The sequence below is a fragment of the Marinimicrobium sp. UBA4509 genome, from assembly GCF_002388575.1.
In the GTDB taxonomy this organism is placed as follows: domain Bacteria; phylum Pseudomonadota; class Gammaproteobacteria; order Pseudomonadales; family Cellvibrionaceae; genus Marinimicrobium; species Marinimicrobium koreense.
In genome coordinates this window covers 2,003-4,081 of sequence record NZ_DGMV01000031.1, presented here as the reverse complement: position 1 = coordinate 4,081, position 2,079 = coordinate 2,003, and the positions used below count along the sequence as shown (strand labels likewise).

General features: G+C 57.5%; 2 protein-coding genes. Both read left to right on the top strand.

The window, feature by feature from the left end:
• Positions 1 to 70 precede the first annotated feature (70 nt).
• The gene (locus B3520_RS03730) at positions 71 to 424 is read left to right on the top strand and encodes an FHA domain-containing protein (RefSeq protein WP_024459878.1); all 354 of its coding nucleotides are present in this window, start codon (positions 71 to 73) and stop codon (positions 422 to 424) included.
• Positions 425 to 634: 210 nt separating this feature from the next.
• Positions 635 to 2,041: a family 43 glycosylhydrolase gene (locus tag B3520_RS03725; protein WP_286807204.1), complete on the top strand. Its 1,407-nt coding sequence runs from the start codon at positions 635 to 637 to the stop codon at positions 2,039 to 2,041.
• The last annotated feature ends 38 nt before the right edge of the window (positions 2,042 to 2,079 follow it).

Here is a 2,079-nt window from a genome sequence, read left to right as displayed (position 1 = left end):
TCTTGAAACGGTATTCCCCGTCGCAGACCTCAGTGCCATCTTTATCCTATATTTAAAAAGGTACCCAACAATGGCTTGGTTGATTCAACTCGTAGACGATGTCGCCGTTCACAAGTTTGAACTTGTGGGTGGTGAATTGACGCTGGGGCGTCACCCCGAGTGTGACGTGCTGATTGACGATAGCGCGGTCAGCGGTCGTCACGCCCGCATGAGCGTGAAGCCCAATCCGGATTTCCCGCAGTTTCGGGAATACTATCTGGAGGATCTGGGGAGCACCAACGGCACTTTTGTGAACGATCAGCGAGTGGCGCAGCGGTTGCGACTCCACCATAACGACAAGATCCGACTGGCCTGGAATCAGTTCAAGTTCGTGGATAACGACGAGCAGGACCTAGAGCGCACCCGACATATGGTATCGAGCTGATCAATCCACGAAGCACGCTCAGTAGGTCGGATTAGCGAAACGCGCGTAATCCGACTATCGCTACCTCAACACTGAGTATGAATGTGGCACTGAGGTCCCAGCCCGGGCCGGACCATATCTACAAAACGGAATCTGGATTTTACTGCTTGAATTGTATTATGATATTCAAAATACCAATGACTTCATAACAATGGCAAGCAGGAGAACATCATGTCGACATCATTCAAGCGCACTCTGGGCGCCACCCTGATTGGGCTCGCCGGTGCGGCGGGCGTTCAGGCGGACAACCCCATCATCACCGAACGCTTCAGCGCGGATCCGGCCGCCCTGGTCCACGACGGCAAGGTCTACCTGTATGTGGGTCACGACGAGGCCACAGTGGACGGGGATTTCTTTGTCCTCAAGGAGTGGAACATCTACTCCTCAACCGACCTGGAAAACTGGACCCTCGAGGGCGAGGTGCCGCGCACCATTTTCGAGTGGGCCGATGGCGATTCCGCCTGGGCTGCGCAGGCGGTTGAGCGCGACGGTAAGTTCTATTGGTACACCACGGTGCGTATGCCAGTGCCCGAAGAAGGCGATTGGCAGGGCGGCTATACCCTGGGGGTAGCGGTGTCCGACGATCCGGTCACCGGCTGGAAAGATGCCCTGGGCAAACCGCTGATTGACCCCAACGACACCGAGCCGGCTCCTCACATGATCGAACACAGCCACAGCTGGGACGACATCGACCCGAGCGTGTTCATTGATCACGACGGCCAGGCCTATCTGTACTGGGGTAACTCCCACCTCTACTACGCCAAACTCAAAGACAACATGATCGAGTTCGACGGCGAGGTCCACAAAGTCGAGTTCGACATGCCCGGCACCTTCACCGAAGCGCCTTGGGTGCACGAGAAAGATGGCAAATACTACCTGACCTACGCCATGAACTACCCCGAAGAGCTGGCCTACGCCATGAGCGACAGCCCGGAAGGCCCCTGGGAATACAAAGGCCTGCTGATGGACGTGCTCGAAGACAGCGGCACCAGCCACCAGGCGATCCTGGAGTACCAGGGTGAAGACTACTTCATCTACCACACCTCCGCGCTGCCTACCGGCGGCAATTTCCGCCGCTCCGTCTCCATGGAATTCCTGGAGTACAACGCCGACGGCACCATCAAGAAACTGACCCCCACCGCCTCGGGCATCACCCACGCGGCCCAGGCGCTGCAGAGCCATGCGGATACCGATGAATACGTGCGCTATGGCGATGGCGAAGAAACCACCCTGGCCGAACTGAACGCCGCCGATCACTGGCAGTACAAGTGGCATGTCGAACCCCTGGTAGAGCAGGGCGGCAACACCGTCTCCTTCCAGCCCGAAACCCGGATGGGCTACTACCTGGTGGCGCAAGACGGCGATGTCGCCATTGTTGAGCACGACGGTACCGACGAATTCGCTCGTGCGGCGACCTTTGAGCGGGTTGATGGTCTGGTGGGAGAGGGTGCGTCCTTCCGTTCGCTGGAGAATCGTGAACATTACCTGATGGTGAATGGCGGTGTGTTGACCTTGGGGCAGCCGGGCTCGGCGTCTGAGCGTAAAGCGGCGACGTTTGATGTAATTCCCACAGAGTAAGGTTTGTGATTTTTTGTGGATGACGGGGCTTCGCCCCT

What these genes read in the sequence shown, in the direction of transcription:
- B3520_RS03725 (WP_286807204.1), top strand. Translation starts at nt 635, where the DNA reads ATGTCGACATCATTCAAGCGCACTCTGGGCGCCACCCTGATTGGGCTC.
- B3520_RS03730 (WP_024459878.1), top strand. Translation starts at nt 71, where the DNA reads ATGGCTTGGTTGATTCAACTCGTAGACGATGTCGCCGTTCACAAGTTT.